General features: G+C 63.9%; 11 protein-coding genes and 1 pseudogene. 4 read left to right on the top strand and 8 right to left on the bottom strand.

Annotated elements, in window-relative coordinates:
- The coding region (locus tag WKW82_RS38270) for a Mu transposase domain-containing protein (RefSeq protein WP_340348460.1) at positions 1 to 1078 on the top strand (1078 nt) is incomplete at its 5' end.
- Positions 1075 to 1872, top strand: a complete 798-nt coding sequence (istB, locus tag WKW82_RS38265; protein ID WP_340343202.1) for an IS21-like element helper ATPase IstB — start codon at positions 1075 to 1077, stop codon at positions 1870 to 1872. The genes WKW82_RS38270 and istB, both read left to right, overlap by 4 nt.
- A gap of 173 nt (positions 1873 to 2045) precedes the next feature.
- Here istB and WKW82_RS38260 read toward each other — a convergent pair whose 3' ends face one another.
- Both WKW82_RS38260 and WKW82_RS38255 read right to left on the bottom strand, forming a co-directional pair.
- Positions 2046 to 2231, bottom strand: a complete 186-nt coding sequence (locus WKW82_RS38260; RefSeq protein WP_340348459.1) for a hypothetical protein — start codon at positions 2229 to 2231, stop codon at positions 2046 to 2048.
- Positions 2228 to 2707: a transposase gene (locus tag WKW82_RS38255; RefSeq protein ID WP_340348458.1), complete on the bottom strand. Its 480-nt coding sequence runs from the start codon at positions 2705 to 2707 to the stop codon at positions 2228 to 2230. The genes WKW82_RS38260 and WKW82_RS38255 overlap by 4 nt, the downstream gene beginning before the upstream one ends.
- Before the next feature lie 2656 nt (positions 2708 to 5363).
- Between WKW82_RS38255 and WKW82_RS38250 the strand changes: the two genes are divergently transcribed.
- Complete coding sequence (locus WKW82_RS38250) at positions 5364 to 7937, top strand: tetratricopeptide repeat protein (protein WP_340348457.1); 2574 nt, start codon at positions 5364 to 5366, stop codon at positions 7935 to 7937.
- A gap of 556 nt (positions 7938 to 8493) precedes the next feature.
- Here the strand turns inward: WKW82_RS38250 and WKW82_RS38245 are convergent.
- From WKW82_RS38245 to WKW82_RS38235, 3 genes and pseudogenes are all read right to left on the bottom strand, one after another.
- Positions 8494 to 8973, bottom strand: a pseudogene (locus WKW82_RS38245) (IS91 family transposase); the annotation flags it as partial.
- A gap of 347 nt (positions 8974 to 9320) precedes the next feature.
- Entirely contained in the window at positions 9321 to 10517 is a 1197-nt protein-coding gene (locus tag WKW82_RS38240; protein ID WP_340348456.1) for an IS91 family transposase, read from the bottom strand.
- Between the two features lie 9 nt (positions 10518 to 10526).
- On the bottom strand, positions 10527 to 11402 hold the full coding sequence (locus tag WKW82_RS38235) for a tyrosine-type recombinase/integrase (RefSeq protein ID WP_340348461.1): 876 nt from the start codon (positions 11400 to 11402) through the stop codon (positions 10527 to 10529).
- Between the two features lie 1302 nt (positions 11403 to 12704).
- Between WKW82_RS38235 and WKW82_RS38230 the strand changes: the two genes are divergently transcribed.
- Positions 12705 to 13391, top strand: coding sequence for an NYN domain-containing protein (locus tag WKW82_RS38230; protein ID WP_340348455.1), 687 nt, complete (start codon positions 12705 to 12707; stop codon positions 13389 to 13391).
- Positions 13392 to 13538: 147 nt separating this feature from the next.
- On the opposite strand, the gene WKW82_RS38225 is transcribed toward WKW82_RS38230, so the two are convergent.
- The 3 genes from WKW82_RS38225 to WKW82_RS38215 all read right to left on the bottom strand — a co-directional run bounded on the left by WKW82_RS38225 (position 13539) and on the right by WKW82_RS38215 (position 18310).
- On the bottom strand, positions 13539 to 14456 hold the full coding sequence (locus tag WKW82_RS38225) for a hypothetical protein (protein WP_340348454.1): 918 nt from the start codon (positions 14454 to 14456) through the stop codon (positions 13539 to 13541).
- Positions 14457 to 14583: 127 nt separating this feature from the next.
- A complete protein-coding gene (locus tag WKW82_RS38220) occupies positions 14584 to 17796 on the bottom strand; it encodes an error-prone DNA polymerase (protein ID WP_422823693.1) in 3213 nt (1070 codons plus the stop codon).
- Positions 17797 to 18091: 295 nt separating this feature from the next.
- Complete coding sequence (locus tag WKW82_RS38215) at positions 18092 to 18310, bottom strand: hypothetical protein (protein ID WP_340348452.1); 219 nt, start codon at positions 18308 to 18310, stop codon at positions 18092 to 18094.
- Positions 18311 to 18449: the final 139 nt, after the last annotated feature.

The following is an 18449-nucleotide window of genomic DNA, read 5'->3' as shown; positions in this document are numbered from 1 at the left end:
CGTCTGCGACGAACTCAAGGTGGTCATCGCTGGCATTGCCTTCCCGCATCGGATCTACCAGTTCGCGCTTGCCCACTCGGGCTGGCGCCACGCCGTCGTATTCGAGGGTGGAGAGAGCTTCATCGCGCTGTCCACCGGGCTGCAATCGGCGCTGTGGCGTCTGGGCGGCGTACCCGAGGAACACAGAACTGACAGCCTGTCGGCCGCCTTCAACAACCTGGCCGAGGAACTCGAACTCACGCGCCGCTACGCCGCGCTGTGCAAGCACTACGAGATGCGTGCGACTCGCTGCAACCCAGGTCAGTCGCAGGAGAATGGCTCGATCGAATCGCGTCACGATTCGCTTAAGACGGCGCTCGACCAGGCACTGCGCCTGCGCGGTTCGCGCTGCTTCGACGAGCGTGCGGCGTACGAGGCGTTGGTAGCTACGATCGTGGCGCGGCTCAACGCCCGCGTGGCAGTCCGCCTGGTGGTCGAGCGCGCCACGTTGCGCGCGCTGCCGCAGCGGCGTACCGCCGAGTATGAGGAGGTGCCTGCACGGGTGAGCAAATACGCGATCTTCACCGTGCGCGGCGCCCAGTACAGCGCGCCGAGCCAACTCGTCGGCCAGCGCATGACGGTGCGCCTGTACACCGACCACATCGAGTGCTGGCTCGGTGGCACGTGCGTGCTCGAGCGTGCGCGCTTGAACCACTGCGACGGGCAGCGCCATCCGCGCGACATCGACTACCGGCACCTGATCGCAGCGCTCAGGCGCAAGCCCGGCGCCTTCGCACGTTCGGTGCTGCGCGATGCGATGTTCCCGCGTGCGGTCTATCGACAGACCTGGGAGCGACTGAACGCGCAGCTGAGTGAACGCGACGCCTGCAAGACCATCGTCGGTTTGCTCGCGTTGGCCGCCGACGGCCATGAGGCCCAACTGGCCACCGAACTGGAGCAGCTCATCGAGCTCGATCAATTGCCCGACCTGCTGGCGCTGACTACCCTGCTTGCGCCGCGCCCCGGCGTGCTGCCGGACGTGAAGGTGGAATTGCCCGATCTGGCGGGCTTCGATGCCTTGCTTGGAGTGCGAGCATGAGCGCGGCCCTGGAAGGCCGTCTGGGCCTCATCCTGACCGATCTGAGGCTGCCCACGATCAAGCGGCTCGCCCTCGATCTGTGTGCCCAGTCCGATCGTGAGGGCTGGCCTGGCAACCGACTGCTGGAGGCGCTGTTCGAGCACGAGATCAACGAGCGCGAAGTGCGCCGCATCGAGCGGCACCGAAACGAGTCGGGGCTGACCCCGGACAAGCAGTTGTCGAACTTCGACTTCGCCGCGGTGCCCAGCGTGTCCAAGGCTCAGGTGATGGCGCTGGCCGCAGGGACCGAGTGGCTCGATCGCGGCGCCAGCGTGCTCTTGTTCGGCCCGCCTGGCGTGGGCAAGAGCCACTTGATCAGTGGCCTCGGGCACGCTCTGATCGATGCCGGACGAAGGGTCCTGTTCGTGCGCTGTTCCGAGCTCGTGCAACGCCTGCAAACGGCGCGACGCGACCTGCGCCTGGCCCAGGAGTTGGCCAAGCTCGATCGCTTCGATCTGCTGGTGTTGGACGACATCAGCTATGTGCGCCGCGACCAGGCCGAGACCAGCGTGCTGTTCGAACTGATCGCCGAGCGCTACGAGCGAAAGAGCATCGCCATCACGGCCAATACGCCGTTCTCGCAGTGGGGCGAAGTGTTCGTCGACGCTGCCATGACGGTGGCCGCGGTCGACCGCCTGGTCCACCACTCGACGATCCTCGAGATGAACGTCGAAAGTTACCGACGTCGGGCCGCTCAGGCAGCACAGGCGCCGGCAAAACGCGCCCTGGCGGCGACAACGATCGAAAGCATTTGAACAAACCTCGCCCGCCGTGGACAAGCCACCTGCCCACAGGCCAAGCCTGTGGACAGCCCCTCGCGGGGTCCGTGACTTGACCACCGCTCCCCGAATGATGCCTCCGGCCTGACGCGCTTCGCTTGCCAAACAGCCATTTAAAAAGGAACTCGAGAAGAGACAGCCAAGGACACTCAGACCATCAATAAATTCCCCCGCCTCCACCGGCCAGGATAGTTGTCGCCGGGCGGACAGGGTAGTTGACGCCGGCCAGCCTGTGCCTGGCCCACCGTGTTGACCACGACTGCCAGCAGCCGGTCGGCGCCCGCGCGCATGTCCTGCGGCTGCGTGCACAGCCACAATGCGTCGATGCGGATCATGGCTCTATCACCTGCACACCCAGCATGGCCGAGGTCAGCTCGCGCAGCCACTGCGTGCACTGCGTAGTCTGCGTGGCTGGCCAGCGCACCGTCATCTGGTTGGCGCCGCCGCGCAGTTCGACCTCGATCACGGCAGGGCCGAGCGGCGGCGTCGACACCGTGCCCGCCAGGGGGAGCGCGTCCATCTCCAGCGCCTTGTCCGGCGCCGGCATGCTGATCGGGACAAACTGAAGAGCCGCTGCCTTCTGCGGCCGCGCCACTGCTTCCTGCGCCGCCTCAACCGGCGTAGCGCCTTGCAGCGCTGCGCGTTGCAGCCCGCGCCCGCGCAGCCACTTGCGTACCAGGTTCGCGTTGAGCCCGTGCGCCAATGCCACTGCCGCCACCGACGCGCCAGGCTGCCCGCACTCCGCAAGCACCTCGGACTTGATCTGCGCGCCGTGCACTCGCCTCGCGCGAGGCGTCTCTTTGATTTGCATAGGTGTCCACCAAAACTTAGGTGGACGCCATCTTTATCGCTGGCCCTTCAGGAGCGAAGATGGGATGGCTGGACGCTCACGCCGGACCCGGCATGGTGTTCATCACAGCGACCAATTCGCTAATCTCGTTGAGGGTAGCCCTTGTGTCGCTTTTAGGCGTGGCGTCGCTCTACTACTTGTCACGTGGTCATTGGGAGCGCTTTCTCCGATTCTGGGCCAATCATCGCATTGTGTTCTGCATCTCTGCGCTTGCAGTGGTAGCGCTGGAGCTCTGGGCGGGTGCCTATGTGGCTGCGCGCCAACCATGGTTGTTTGATGCCATGGGACCGCTCCTCGTAGCGATGCTCGGTTTGGTCGCCATATCCTCGCTAGCCGGCACCCTACTAGTGGTCATTCCTCTCAGTTCACGCCGACCCTGGCTAGTGCGTGTTGTTCTTGTCGGACTAATGGTGCTGGGTGGGTACACATCGGAATTCAAGCCAGACGGACCGAATCCTTTGATTGCGGATATCCGGCGGAGCGCGTCCGCAAAAGCCGAGAAGGCCCCGCCTTTCGACATGGGATGTGGTCGACCAGTAGAACTGGAGTACGCCTTAAGGCAACGCCTAATGCCTCCAGGTCCCTCATTCCCATCGCCCATTCCCCCCGCATTTGGGGGGCGGTGGCAACCCATCAAGCTAGTAAGCGCCGAAGGGGGCGGCATACGTGCCGCCTATTGGACAGCGCTTGGCCTCACAGAGTTGGACGCCAGGACAGGCCTCGAGTTCGGAAATCAGGTCGCTTCGGCTTCAGGCGTCTCTGGCGGCAGCTTGGGTGTGGCCACGTGGCTTGCCGCGCGAGAGTTGGACGCAACTCCCGACCAGAGAATCCGTCATGTGAAGGAATTCCTCTCAACTGACTTCTTGTCGCCTTTGATTGCAGGTCTTCTTTTCTCAACGTCCCACGCCTCGCGTTTGGACGTTTATGGTTGGACTACACGCGGGACCAGGTTTTTGAGCACGCCATCGCTGCCAGGTGGTTAAAGCAAACGGATTCGGACTTCTTCTATAGACCGCTGGCAGCCCTTTGCCTGAGAAGCTTCAGAAACTCGCCCTTTATTTCGTTCAACGCGACAGACGCAATAACTGGTGCGCCAGTACCTCTGTCGAACATGTCGGTCAGTCCGATCGACTCCAAGCTAGACGAAAGCAGCCCTTTTGTTGCTGCCCTCAAGGGAGTTGATTCATCCGGGTTGACGATTGTTGAAGCAGTCGGAATGAGCGCAAGATTCCCACTATTGTCCTCCGGTGCGGAGATTGGAGAGGATGCGCGGAAGCGATTGATTTCGCAGTACGACGACGCGATTGAACGGCTGTCACCACTAAAAGACGACGCGCGGGCTGAGATGGCAAGACGCAGTCTGGAGTCCAGGAAAGCGCAAGTGAGCTCGCAGAGGAGCATTGACATCCGTACCATGGTTCTTGTCGATGGAGGCTACTTCGACAATAGCGGGCTGCTTCCAACAAGAACGGTGATTGACCTGCTCACGGGGATAGCGCGAGCTTCGTCTACCGTAGAGGGGATGGGTGGTCCGCCGATGCACGCCGATTTTCGTTACGCGATTGTTCATTTTGAAAATGCACCGGCCGGCGTATGCGGAGTTACCGGTCACGGTCCATACGGAGACGACGACGCATTGACGATGTTGGCTTCCCGGGGTCTTGCCCTGAGGATATGTGCAAGCGACGTAGCTCGAGTCATTGAACAAATGAAGCCGCGTCGGTTTGCTTGGTTGGCGACGCCGCTGGAAGCACTGCTGGCGTCTCGGGAGAGACATTCGTCTGACGCTGTGTCGCGGTTGAGGAATCTCCATTCGTCGCTCAATGACCCCTTGAGGACATTCTCTTTGGCCGATGAAATGGAGGCTAGATTCCGAACCAAGCAGGACCCTCCAACGCTCGCTGACATGACAACGAGGGAAATCTACATACGGGAACAAAGTGCCGAGACGTACCGTACAGCTCAGGACGGCGGTGGAGCTGAATCGGATACCTATCTCGAAAGGCTGCGTCAGTGGTTCGAGGAGAACAACGCCCGCGAGAAGGCTATTGTGTGCGACCCTGCTTTGGAGCAACGTTTGCCACCCCTTGGGTGGACGTTGAACTCTAAGGACAGAGGCCTGCTTGATTGCTCGGCGGCAAATGGTGCTTTTCGCTTCACCAGAAGTTCCCCCCGGTGCCACCGAGGAGGAGGCTTCAACCGCCGTACGTTTCCAAGCCGGTCTTCATCCGCTAGTGTCGGCGTATGCGCGGGTGTAGCTACCGAGCGGTGGGGCCGAGCTTGGCAACGCTTCTAGCGCGCTCTTTTCAATGGCAGGAGCCGGCCATCAGCGGTTGCTCGATCTCTTGCGTTGAACTTCCGCTTGACGACTGGTTGCAGACTCTGGGTGGTCTGGACCTGCAGCCTGTTGTTGACCCGAAACTATCCATTGCTGACCGGTCCGAACGCAGGCAGCGGGCGCCACTGATAACCGGCTGATGAGAAATCGACATCTTCTTGTCCAACCCCGACAATGCCGCCACGCCCCTGGGAGTCGCACAGGGGATTGCATCGAGACCGGTGCAGGCACTGACCATGTGATGGCGCAAGAACAATAGGCAATCTAACGAGGTAGGCCGTGGCACGGGTGCAAATCTTCTTGTCTGCCGTAAGCGCTGAGTTCCGCAGCTACCGTAACACACTGCGCCGCGATCTTACGCGCCCGAACGTCTCCGTGGCCGTGCAAGAGGATTTCGTTGCCACGGGCACCGAAACTTTGGACCTGCTTGACGACTACATCCGGCAATGCGACGCGGTGGTCCACCTCGTTGGCGACATGACCGGGGCACTGGCGCAGGCGCCATCGTTGTCAGTGATGAGCCGCCGCTATCCCGACCTGGGTGAGAAGCTGCCGCCGCTGGGTCCCTTCTTGCGTCCCGGCGCGCCGTCGCTTCCGTATACACAGTGGGAAGCGTGGCTCGGGCTTTACCACGGCAAGCGCGTCATCATTTGTGCGCCCGAGCACGGCGCGCATCGGGATGAACGCTACGAGTTCGTCCCTGAACAGCGCGATGCCCAGCAGGCGCATCTGCGGCGCTTGGCAGAGGTGGAGCGCTATCCCGGCATCCACTTCGCAAACCCCGACCGGCTGGCGGTGGAGGCACTGCGGTCAGGGGTGTTCGACGTCCTCGTCGCTGCGGGATTGGCCCGGCGCGTCGTCCATCTGCCCTATCCGAGCTTGGGTGGACTTTTCAAGGGACGCGAGGCCATGCTGGACCAGTTGCGCACCAGCCTGGCAAGTGGCCCGGCGACCGGCGCCAGCGCCATCGTCGGCAAGGCACTGCACGGGCTGGGCGGGATTGGCAAGACACGGTTGGCCGTGGAGTACGGGTGGCGGCACGCCGATGACTACACAGCAGTGCTCCTCGTCGGAGCCGACAGCCCCGAAGCGCTGCAGCGCAATCTCGCCGCATTGTGTTCGCCCACGGTGCTCGACCTGCCCGAGCACCAGGTTGCGGAGGAAGCCGCTCAGGTGAGCGCCGCGCTCGCCTGGCTGCATCGCAATCCGGGCTGGCTGCTGATCGTCGACAACGTCGATACGGAAGGTGCGGCCCAGGCGGTGGAAGCGCTGCTGCCTCGATTGCCCGGTGGCCATGTGCTCATCACAAGCCGCTTGAGCAACTGGAGCGGCGTCGTCGAGGCGCTGCCGCTTGAGGTACTGCAGGAGGCGGACGCGGTCGAGTTCCTCCTTGCCCGGACCGACGCGCGGCGCCGCAAGCGAGCAGATGATGCCGTCCAGGCCCGCATCCTGGCCGGGGAACTGGGGGGCCTTGCGCTCGCACTAGAACAAGCCGGCGCCTATATCGCCCAGCGCCGTCTCACCCTGGCGGACTATCTGGCGGCATGGCGTGGCCAGCGGGACAAGGTGCTCGCGTGGTATGACCCGCGCCTGATGCAATACCCCAAGAGCGTGGCGGTCACCTGGCAGACCTCCTTTGACCAGCTCGACGAGCCAGCCCGGCGACTGCTGCTCCGGCTGGCGTGGTTGGCCGCAGACCCGATCCCGGAATCGTTGCTGAAGGTGCCGGCGGCGGCTGCTGAGACGGGTGAAGATGTCTGCGCGGCGCTGGCGGCACTGGAGTCCTATTCGCTGGTGACCCGCGCCAGCACGGCGCCGAGCTTCACGGTCCATCGCTTGGTGCAGGCGGTGACACGATCCAGCGCAAGCGTCTCGGCGCTCGCCGAAGTGCTGGGGTGGATCGACGACGCCTTCGTCGGTGATCCGAGTGACGTACGCACTTGGCCCGTGCTTGACCCACTCCTGCCCCACGCCCAGGCTGTCGCCAGCCATGCGGAGGAGTGCGGCATTGCGACGCCGACCGGCCGGCTATTGGGTCAAAGCGCAGTACTGCTTCTTGGGAAAGCTCTGTATGGCGAGGCTGAGCCGCTCATGCGCCGGGCGCTGGCCATCGACGAGAACAGCTTCGGCGCTGAGCATCCCGACGTCGCCATCCACCTCAACAACTTGGCGCAATTGCTCCAGGCCACCAACCGCCTGGCCGAGGCCGAGCCGCTCATGCGTCGGGCGCTGGCCATCGACGAGAAGAGCTTCGGCGCCGAGCATCCCGACGTCGCCCGCGGCCTCAGCAACCTGGCAGCATTGCTCTATGCCACCAACCGCCTGGCCGAGGCCGAGCCGCTCATGCGCCGGGCGCTGGCCATCGACGAGAAGAGCTTCGGCGCTGAGCATCCCAAGGTCTCCATCCGCCTCAACAACTTGGCGCAATTGCTCCAGGCCATCAACCGCCTGGCCGACGCCGAGCCGCTCATGTGCCGGGCGCTGGCCATCGACGAGAAGAGCTTCGGCACCGAGCATCCCGACGTCGCCCGCGACCTCAGTAACCTGGCGCAATTGCTCCAGGCCACCAACCGCCTGTCCGAGGCCGAGCCGCTCATGCGCCGGGCGCTGGCCATCGACGAGAAGAGCTTCGGCGCCGAGCATCCCGACGTCGCCCGCGGCCTCAACAACCTGGCGCAATTGCTCCAGGCCACCAACCGCCTGGCCGAGGCCGAGCCGCTGATGCGCCGGGCGCTGGCCATAGTCGTTGCGAGCCTGGGTGTGGATCATCCGAATTCGCAGACGGTGCTGCGCACCCACGCGGACCTGCTTAACAAGCTGGGCGATGGCAAGGAGGCGTTCCAAGAGTATTGAGGTCGCTGTTTCGGCAGCGGTCCCCTGACTCACAAGGCCAAGAAGTCCCGCAACGAACTTCTCGTATTGACCCGGCCCAGACGAACGAAAGCATGGTTCGACTGCGCAGCGAACGGTTACTCATGGCCTTGAGATACCTGCGACGGCAGTTTGCCAAAGTCCGCTTCGCGCTGGATAGCGAGAGTTCGAGGCCCCCATTTGAACGACCGCAACGGTTTAGGGTTGTCCGACACCTGTCCTTGCACGACTACGGCGCCGAGCACGACGCGGCCATAGGACAGGTGTTGGGCAAGCCTCCATGGAGGAAACCGCGGAATGCACCTGTTGACGCTGAGGAGGCTGCGAGCCTATGGGGATTCCGAGGTTGTTGGCCGAGCAGGTGTTGGCAGTCGAATCAAGCTCTTGGCCGATGACGGCGACTTCGGCCTATAGCATCGAGGTTGGCGCGTCGAGTCGTGCGGCGACATGACCGGCGGCGAGTGCTTCCTGCGGCGCGAAGACAAAACCTCCTCGCATCGCCCTTGGAGACGCTCGGTTTGCTCGCTGAGTTTGATACTCATGGTGTTCCAGGCTGTCGCGGCGGCGCGCGGATCGGTTGCCCACGAGCGAAGGTCTGCAGAATGATCATCGCACCGCCGCAGTGCGGGCAGAAGAAGCTCGGTCGCGCAGATTCGGACTCGACACCAGCGTCCGAGGTCTCGGTAGCTCTGCTGGGTGGCTGCTGCAGCAACTCGCGCACGCATGCCAGCTGGTCCCTACGATTGCCGTTGGCCAGAAGTCCGTAGTGGCGAATGCGATGGAACCCACCCGGCAGAACGTGCAGCAGGAAGCGACGCATGAACTCGTCCGCATCGAGCGTCATCGTCTTGCGTCGAGTTCGGCCCTTGCTCCGATAGTCCTTCCAACGGAAGGTCACGCCATGCTGGTCCATCGCGACAAGCCGGCTGTTGGAGATGGCGACACGGTGGGTATAGCGCGACAGATAGGCCAGCACCGTATCAGGTCCGGCGAACGGACGCTTGGCATAGACGACCCATTACGGTTTAGGGTTGTCCGACACCTGTCCTTGCACGACTACGGCGCCGAGCACGACGCGGCCATAGGACAGGTGTTGGGCAAGCCTCCATGGAGGAAACCGCGGAATGCACCTGTTGACGCTGAGGAGGCTGCGAGCCTATGGGGATTCCGAGGTTGTTGGCCGAGCAGGTGTTGGCAGTCGAATCAAGCTCTTGGCCGATGACGGCGACTTCGGCCTATAGCATCGAGGTTGGCGCGTCGAGTCGTGCGGCGACATGACCGGCGGCGAGTGCTTCCTGCGGCGCGAAGACAAAACCTCCTCGCATCGCCCTTGGAGACGCTCGGTTTGCTCGCTGAGTTTGATACTCATGGTGTTCCAGGCTGTCGCGGCGGCGCGCGGATCGGTTGCCCACGAGCGAAGGTCTGCAGAATGATCATCGCACCGCCGCAGTGCGGGCAGAAGAAGCTCGGTCGCGCAGATTCGGACTCGACACCAGCGTCCGAGGTCTCGGTAGCTCTGCTGGGTGGCTGCTGCAGCAACTCGCGCACGCATGCCAGCTGGTCCCTACGATTGCCGTTGGCCAGAAGTCCGTAGTGGCGAATGCGATGGAACCCACCCGGCAGAACGTGCAGCAGGAAGCGACGCATGAACTCGTCCGCATCGAGCGTCATCGTCTTGCGTCGAGTTCGGCCCTTGCTCCGATAGTCCTTCCAACGGAAGGTCACGCCATGCTGGTCCATCGCGACAAGCCGGCTGTTGGAGATGGCGACACGGTGGGTATAGCGCGACAGATAGGCCAGCACCGTATCAGGTCCGGCGAACGGACGCTTGGCATAGACGACCCATTCACACTTGCGCAGTGGCGCGAGCCAGCAAGAGAAGGCACGCTCGTCGGCCAGTGCAGCGAACTCACCGAAGAACTGCAAATGACCGGCGCGATGTGCGTGCTGAAGCGCTTCAAGGAAGCGCCGCCTGAACAGCCGCGACAGCACGCGCACCGACAAGAAGAACCCGGGTTTGCACGCGATCCAGCGCTCGCCATCCTCTGACAGACCTCCGCCCGGCACGATGCCGTGCACATGAGGATGGTGCGTCAATGCAGAGCCCCACGTGTGCAGCACCAGGGTCGCGCCGATCCTTGCGCCCAAGTGCTTCGGGTCAGCCGCGATGGTCATCAGCGTCTCGGCTGCCACATCGAACAGCAGCGCGTAGATCACCGCCTTGTTGTAGTAGGCGATGGCGCTGATCGGCGCCGGCAACGTGAAGACGACGTGGTAGTAGTCCACCGGCAGCAGATCGGCTTGACGCGCTTGCAGCCAGCGTTGTGCCGCACTGGCTTGGCACTTCGGGCAATGCCGATTCCTGCACGAGTTGTAGGCGATCTGGTCTTGCCCGCAGCCTTCGCAACGCAACATGTGTCCTCCCAGCGCCGCGCTGCGGCACTGTTCGATGGCCGACATAACCTTGAGCTGGCCCAAGCTCAAATGACCGCGCTGAGCTTTGCGCCAGTCGGGGCCGTGGGTGCGGAAGACGTCGGCAACTTCCAGGGCGCATTGCGCCATGGAGATGCTCTACACGTGTTCCAGCTTCTCCAGCGGGCTGACCACTTCGTGAAGAATCTCGGTGGCCACGTGGGCGTAGATCGTTGTCGTCTCGATCTTCTTGTGGCCTAGCAACACCTGGATCACACGGATGTCCACCTTCTGCTCGAGCAAGTGAGTCGCGAAGGTGTGGCGCAGCGTGTGCATAGTGACTCGCTTGTCGATCTTGGCTGCCTCGGCGGCGTCATGGACGGCGCGGTTGAGTTGGCGCGCGGTCAGGGGATCGACTGGGTTCATCCCGGGGAACAGCCAACCGTTGGGCAACATCTTGCCCTTCGCATTGGCGAATCGCCACCAAGCACGCAGCCGATCCAGCAACACCGGCGAGAGCATGGCGTAGCGATCCTTGCGGCCCTTGCCTTGATCGACGCGTAAGGTCATGCGCTGGCTGTCGATGTCGCCGACCTTCAGGGCAACGATTTCACTGACGCGAAGCCCGGTGCCGTAGGCAATGGACAGCGCCGTTTGATACTTCAGGTTGGCGGCTGCGGCAATCAGGCGCGCAACCTCGTCGCGGCTCAGCACCACCGGCAGCTTCTGCGGCACATGCACGTAGCTCATTCTGGCCATCAGCTCGCCGCGGTCGAGCGTGATGTCGAAGAAGAACTTCAACCCGGTGATGGTCGCATTGAGCGTGATCGGCGAGACGCCACGATCGACCAGATGCAATTGGAAGCGCCGCAGATCCTCCACAGTGGCCGTATCGGGAGGGCGCTGAAGAAAGCTGGCGAGATACCGTACAGCTCGCACGTAGGCTGCTTGGGTCTTGGGTCCGAGCTTGCGCATGCGCATGTCGTCGAGCATGCGTTGACGCAGCGCAGAGACTGCTGGTGCCGGAGGGGTCATGATCGTGCTCCTGTCCAAGAACGAGGCCGATTGCCTCGGTTCCCAACATAGACAGGGACGCGATATTTGAAAAACCACCCGCCTCCGCAGCGGACTACCGCGCGAGCGGTTTAGTCCACGGGCCCTGACCTCCGGTTGGGCGGCCAAGAAAGCTGTCGTTCGCCGCTGCGATATGCGGTGGCTGTAGGGGATGCAGCCGGGCTACGACTGCAATACTCTTCGAACCGGTTCCTTCATACCGAGGCCTACTTGAACTTGGGACGACAGGAAGCGGCCTCACAGCGTGAGTTCGTCGAGCGACCCGCAAAGACAGCTGTCGCTGCGGACCCGGCTAACGCCGGTTGATACTGACGGACCGGGTTGGGCCCATTTTAGAGATTGCGCATTCGCGAAAGCGGTCAACCAGCGACCGCCAAGATCTGCGCAACGACAGCCATCATGGCGACACCAGCGTCTGCCCTTGATCGGTCCAGTCGCCGGAGCTTTCGGCCGCGAAGCTGGGCTTGGGGCTATGGCTCGCAATTCCCGGTTGTGGTGGCCTGCCTTCGATGTGAGCGCCGGGAGCGGGACTCAGGCGGCCTTGGGCACGACAGTGGGCGTCAGGCGATGAATGACCCGGCCATGCTTGTCGTGAACAATGATCGACGGGCTTGTGGGCGCCGCGCCGCTCGCCGCGTGGCCATCCCTGCGAACGTAGCCCCCGCTACTCGCAACGCGCAACTGCGCCCGCGCACTCGGGTCGGCGAGGACACTCTTAGCAAGTTGGCTCTTGAGCGCTTTCATCGACGGCGTTTTGCAAATAGGTAAGCGGATGGTACCGCCAACAGCACGAGATTTGCCTTTGCCACCAGCGTTTCGACCGACGAGCTTTTCGGCATGGGGACTCTATGCAAGCAAAATGAGATCGGTACGTCGCACGGGTCCGATGCCCGGCAGGGGCACGCGCGCGATTGAAAGCCCTCTCGACCACATGGCCGACCTGTCCGGCAGCAGCGAGGTGCCAGTTGCAAGTCGACATCGCTGCGATGGACATCAAGCCATTTCCAACCGCCTGCGCATTGCCGGGCCATGCTCATGGAGATCACTGGTCTTTGATGGGGGAAGGCGCTCCCGATGACTGGGCACGGTTAGGATGCCGGCTCCGCTACGAACAACGCTGTTTACTTGGCATTGCGTCACTACTGGCTTGCGGCGAAGAAGTGCTAAAATTGACTCACAATCCCTTCGCAGTGTCATTCGGTTGGCTCTCGCTTAGGGCGAAAAAACCACCTCCGGGTGGTTTTTTCACATCTGGCGATCGCATTGAGAACCACGGTCTACATCGACGGCTACAACCTCTACTATTCGCGGCTGCGCGGGTCACCGTTCAAGTGGCTTGACGTCGTTGCGCTTTTTCGCGATGCCATCCTCGCCGTGCAGGATCCGTCCGCGAACGTGGTGGCGGTCAAGTTCTTCACGGCGCCCATCAAGGCGTCCTACGCCCGTCACGGTGCCTACTCTGAGGCCGCTCAGAAGCGGTACCACCGCGCCCTCTTGCTCCGGCATCCCGAACTCATCGAAGTCATCCAGGGCTTTCACATCCTGGGGCCAACGTCCCTTCCTCGTCACGTGCCGGGACAGCCTCCGAACAAAATCGAACTGCAGCCGGTTTGGATGATCGAAGAAAAGCAGACGGACGTTAATCTCGCCCTGCACATCTATCGCGACGCCGTGCGCTCGCATTGCGAGCAGGTGGTCGTCTGTTCGAACGACAGTGATCTCGAGCCTGCGTTGCAGATGGTCCGCTCGGACGCGCCAGGCATCGCGATCGGGCTCGTTACGCCGCTTCGGGAAACCGCGAGGGAGGAGGGCGTGTATTCCAACAAGCGCCTCACCACGCTCGCAGACTGGGTGCGTCATCACATCCGGGACGAGGAACTTGCAGCCTCTCAATTGCCGACGCATGTCGCTTCCAGGAAAAAACCAGTCAGCAAGCCGTCCCACTGGTAGGTCGGCGCAGGATGTCGCCGAGCGGTACAGGCAAGCTACCGCAGCAATTTCCTCAAGGGCGCAGGCGGCTCCATCTCTCGGTCCCGTAGTGTGCCGTGCATACCGGCAAGAACAGGAACGAGGGGGCCAAGCCGTACAGCGCAGTTCTCAGCGCGTCTTCATGTACGCCGCGTACAGCGAGGGTTGAAGGTCACGCAGGACCTTGCGTCGAGCCACGATGTCTGCGTGCCGGCCCTGCCGCTCCAAGCCGAGCAATTCGACCATGAGACGCATTGCCTGCTCCGGCGCGCTGTGTTGCGAGGCCTGCGCGAGCGCGAGTTGATCGCGCAGCGCGGGGCGGTCGATAAGTACCCATGCCGCAAACCAACTGAGGTCGGCAATTTCGACGTCGCCTTCCGGGATCGCGTCGGCGTTGGCACTGAAACTGGCCTCGAAGCTGCGCATCAACTGGAGCAAGAGCGGGTCGGGCGAACGTTGCGCAAGGCTTTCCAACAGCGTGGGTGACAGCCAGCCCAATTCCGCCAACAGCGGCCAGGTCGCGCGCAACCCCAGCAGGTGCAAGCGGGCTTCGGCCATCCACGCGAGCGGCGTCGGTATCCGCCGCCACGATTCGATGGAAGCGACGGACTGCGCGACTTCCTCCCAAGCGCCTGCACGCAGCCAAAGCGCGGCGGCATGGTCCTGGGGACTCTTCGCATCGAAGGGCAGCGCGCCGGCGCGCCGCGCAAGGTCTTGCCAACTCGCGCGGAGCCAACGGGTTGCGCTGCGCTGGTCGAAGACGCGTTGCGCAGCAGGGCAGATGGTGAGTTCCATCAACTCGCGCGCCGCCCGCAAGGCATCGTGGTCGCTGATGGTCTGTGGCTGGCCGAGGTCACCTGCTTCGATCGACCGGGCGAGCGCGAGCAGGGCAGGGAGGACCTGGTCGGCCGGATATTCCCGCGCAAGGCGTTCACAGGCTGATCGGGCGCCGAGCGCATCGCGCTGCTCGAGCGCGTGTGCGACGTCGTTCCTGAGCATCACGTCGCGGCTGTCTTCGAAGATATCGAGTTGCATCTGGTCAAGCAAGTCAAGGTCCGGGGTCTTCAACCTCCATTGTGTGGCGGCGGCATCGCACCGCCGCGGCGATGCGTTTCGGGATTTCCCCGAGGCGCGGGCATGGGCTGAGTGTCCTGTCGAGTGCCGAAGCGATGCCTTATCTGAAGTCGCGACTCGAAGCGCGCAAGCGTCCGAGCAACCGGTCGTGGTTGACCAGCTTCTGCGCCACCAGCGACTGCACGCCTTTTTCCGACTGCCAAATCCCCTGCACGCTCAGCAGCATCGAGCCCCGCAGCGCGGCGCGCTGCGCCTCGGCCACACTCGGCCAGACGATGATGTTGACCGTGCCGGTCTCGTCTTCCAGTGTCGCGAAGATCACGCCGCTCGCGGTGCTCGGCTGCTGGCGGTGCGTCACGATGCCGCTCGCGCGCACCTGCTCCTTGTCGCGGCCGTTGCGGCGAAGGTCCTCCGCGGTCCGGATGCCCCAGCGCGCAAGCTTCGCGCGCAGCAGTGCCAATGGATGGCGACGCAGGGTCAGCCCCATCGATGCGTAGTCGTCAACGATGTCGGTGCCTTCGCTTGGTCTCGCAAACTCGATCGATTCCTCGTGCGTCGGCGCATCGCGCAGCAACTCAGTGGGCCTGGTCTCCACGCCGACGGCTTCCCAGACGGCGTTCGGCCGGTGGCCCGCCAGGCTGCGCAATGCGTCGGCGGCCGACAGGCAGCGCAGGTCGTGCGCGTCCAATGCGGCGCGCCGGGCCATGTCCTCGACACTTGCGAACGGGGCCTCCGCGCGCTCGGCCATGAGCCGCCCGGCCACGGCCTCGCGCATGCCCACGATGCGCGACAGGCCCAGGCGCACCGCGCGCAAGGGCTCTTCGAAGGTGGCGTCCCAGCGCGACGACGGAAATGGCGACATCGACGACGGCTGCGCCTGCGCCTTCTCTTCGAGCGTGCTGAACCAGTCGCTCACGGTGACGTCGACCGGCCGCACCACCACGCCATGCTCGCGCGCATCACGTACGAGTTGCGCCGGCGCATAGAAGCCCATCGGCTGGCTGTTGAGCAATGCAGCAAGGAAGGCGTCCGGATGGTGGCGCTTGAGCCAGCAGCTCACATAGACCAGCAAGCCAAAACTGGCCGCATGGCTTTCCGGAAAACCATAGCTTCCGAAGCCCTCGACCTGCTTCGAAATGCGGTCGGCGAATTCCGGCGCGTAGCCCTTGGCGAGCATGCGGCTGACAAGCTTCTGCTGGTGCGGCTCTAGGCCACCGCGCCGGCGCCACGCGCCCATCGCGCGGCGCAGCTGGTCGGCCTCACCCGCGGTGAAGTCGGCCGCCAGCATCGCGATCTGCATCACCTGCTCCTGGAACAGCGGCACCCCGAGCGTGCGCTCGGTCGCCACCTTGATCTCTTCGCTCGGGTACTCGATGGCTTCCTCGCCGGCACGGCGGCGCAGGTATGGATGCACCATGCCGCCCTGGATCGGCCCGGGCCGCACGATCGCGACCTGGACGACGAGGTCGTAGAAGCGCTCGGGCTTGAGCCGCGGCAGCATCGACATCTGCGCACGACTCTCGATCTGGAACACGCCCACCGTGTCGGCCTGCTGGATCATTGCGTAGGTCACCGGACATTCCGCAGGCACCTGCTGCATGCCGAAGGGCCGGCCGAGCTTGGCCGCGACGAGGTCGAGCGCGCGGTGGATCGCCGTCAGCATCCCCAGGGCTAGCACGTCGATCTTCAGCAGGCCCAGCGCATCGAGATCGTCCTTGTCCCACTGCACGACCGTGCGGTCGTCCATCGCCGCGTTCTCCACGGGCACGAGGCGGCTGAGCTTGTCGCGGGCAATGACGAAGCCGCCCGTGTGCTGGCTCAGGTGACGCGGGAAGCCCCGTATTTCATTGGCCAGCGCGAGCCAGATGCGCACCCCGGGCTGTGAGGGCTCGAGGCCGCACTCGACCAGGCAGGCCTGGCTGATCCATTCCTTCTCGTTGCCATAGGCGGTCTTGGCCAGGCGCTCGACCGTCTCGAGCGCAAAGCCGAGCGCCTTGCCGACATCGCGCAGCGAGGACTTCGTGCGGTACGAGGTGATGACGCCGGTGATCGCCGCGCGGTCACGGCCGTACTTGCGGTAGATGTACTGCATGACCTCTTCGCGGCGCTGGTGCTCGAAGTCGATGTCGATGTCGGGAGGTTCCTTCCGCTCGACGCTGATGAAGCGCTCGAAGAGCACGTTCATGCGCGCAGGGTCGACCTCGGTCACGCCGAGGCAGTAGCACACGGCCGAGTTGGCCGCCGAGCCGCGGCCTTGGCACAGGATGCCGCGCGCGCGGGCCCAGTGCACGATGTCGGCGACCGTGAGGAAGTAGGGCTCGTAGGCGAGCTCGGCGATGATCGCCAGTTCGTGCTCGAGCTGCGCGCGGACCTTCTCGGGCAAGCCCTCCGGGAAGCGCGCCAGGGTGCCCGCATAGGTGAGCTTGCGCAGGTGCGAGGTCGGCGTCTCGCCGTCCGGCACGATCTCCTGCGGGTACTCGTAGCGCAACTCCTCCAGGCTGAAGGTGCACAGGCCCGCGATGCGCACGCTCTGCTGCAGCCATTCCAGCGGGAACAGCGCGGGCAGCAGGGAACGCGCGCGCAGGTACTGCTGCGCGTTGGCCAACAGCTCGAAGCCGCAGTCGGCCACGGTCCGGCCGATGCGCACCGCGGTCAGGACGTCCTGCACGGGCTTGCGGCTTCGCGTGTGCATCAGCACGCCGCCCGTGGCCACGATCGGCACGCCGGACTGGAACGAGGCCTGTTCGGCGATCCACAGGCGCAGCTCGTCGTCCACGCCCAGCGGGCGGCTGCAGGCGATCCAGCCGCGCTCGCCAAACCAGGTGCGCAGCCACATGGCCTGCGCGAACAGGCTTTCCACCGTCGCATCGGCCGCGGGCAGCAGCAGGGCGATGCAGCCGCCCATGCCGGCCAAGTGCGGGGCCTTGGGTGCCTTGCCCTCCACATCGGCCACCAGCGCCTTGTAGAAGCCCTTGGCGGCCCTGCGACGGGCCATGGTGATCAGCTCGCACAGGTTGCCGTAGCCGCGGCGATCCTGCGCCAGCAGCACGAGGCGTGCGAACGGAGTGTCGTTCCCCGTGGTCAGCAGGATCTCGCTGCCGACGATGAAGTGCAGGCCGCACTCGCGCGCCTCGAGGTGCGCACGCACCACGCCCGAGACGGAACACTCATCGGTCAGGGCCAGCGCGGTGTAGCGCTTCTCTGCGGCCCGGCGCACGAGCTCTTCCGGCATCGACGCGCCCACGAGGAAGGTGAAATTGGAGCGGCAATGCAGCTCGGCGTAGGCAGGGGGAACGGGCGAGTCGGACGGGATCACGGAGCATGGACAAAGGCATCAAGGCTGACTACTGTACATAACACCAGTAGTTTTGTATGATCAGCCATGGACGAATTTCCCGATCCCGACGGGCGAAAGCAGCAGTAGCAGCTGTGGATCGGTGCGTGTGCGCATCAGCTGCAGCGGCGCTGGCGTACGGTCGATCCCGACGAGCTCGAAGCCGTGGCCGCCGCGCTGGCACGCGACCCGGTGTTGCGCGCGCTGTCGCCGATGGAGGCGATGGTGCAATGGTTGCGCCCGATCGGCAGAGACAGCGCACGGCACTGACGCGTCAGGCGGCCGCCTGATGCCTTTCTTCGGCGCTGCCGCGCCCAAGCTTTGCACGCCCGCCCATGTGCTTGGCCATCGCGCGAAACTTCTGGCCTTCAGCGTCGTCCCACGACGGCACGAAACGGAGCGCACGGCTGTGAACCACGCCGTCGGTTGTTTTGCCATTCCCGATCACTTGATACACAGCGCTTGTCGCTTCCGCGAACTGAGCTTCACGCATGACACTCGGTCGAAACCACATCGTTGAACCTAAATCCGGCGGTTACCCAGTCCCCGGGAGCCTATTCGGAGGCCTGAAGGGGCCGATGGTGGGTGCGATGCGGTGGCTGATGTAGCGCAGCATCGCCGCCCATGGGTCC

The sequence above is a fragment of the Variovorax rhizosphaerae genome, assembly GCF_037889975.1.
Lineage (GTDB): Bacteria > Pseudomonadota > Gammaproteobacteria > Burkholderiales > Burkholderiaceae_C > Variovorax > Variovorax rhizosphaerae.
This window is presented reverse-complemented; position numbering and strand designations above follow the sequence as displayed.